1 protein-coding gene and 1 pseudogene are annotated in these 532 nt (G+C 40.4%); both read right to left on the bottom strand.

Annotation, left to right across the window (positions count from 1 at the left end; genetic code table 11):
• The coding region (locus MOC09_RS20010) for an MFS transporter (RefSeq protein ID WP_268371679.1) at positions 1 to 252 on the bottom strand (252 nt) is incomplete at its 3' end.
• 40 nt (positions 253 to 292) lie between these two features.
• Positions 293 to 532: pseudogene (locus tag MOC09_RS20005) on the bottom strand (transporter); the annotation flags it as partial.

The raw sequence follows: 532 nt of genomic DNA, 5'->3' as shown, positions 1-532 counted from the left end.
GACGAGAAAGAGACTCCGTTGGCCGAACCGTGTAATTAGGAAGGCAGATAACGGAATCAATACGCCGTTAACAAGCATGTAACCTGTTGTCAGCCACTGAATCGTCGTTGCACTCACACCAAATTCAGTCATTAAGTGCGGCATTGCGACGTTAAGCAATGTTTGGTTTAGTATTGCCAAAAATAAACCCGCCATTAGCACAATCAGCAATGTCATGGGGCTTTTTGTATTTTTTTCTTTGCCTGTAGCCATCTAAGACAACCTCCTTTCATGGTTTGATGACTGATCTGTTTTACTCAGAAATCTTAACAGATGCATTCATACCAGGAAGCACCTTATCAGATGGGTTTTTGATTGAAATTTTAACAGGAACTTTTTGCGTTACTTTTGTGTAGTTTCCGCTTGAATTTGTAGATGGAAGCATATCAAAAGTTGAGTTAGTCGCATAGCCGATTTCTTCTACAGTACCGTCAAAAGTTGTATCAGGATCTCCGTCAACTACTACATCGACACTATTTCCTACTTCAACATC

The sequence above is a fragment of the Bacillus sp. N12A5 genome (assembly GCF_026790125.1).
Lineage (GTDB): Bacteria > Bacillota > Bacilli > Bacillales > Bacillaceae > Bacillus.
The sequence above is the reverse complement of the archived record's forward strand: the minus strand, read 5'-3'. Positions and strand labels throughout refer to the sequence as shown.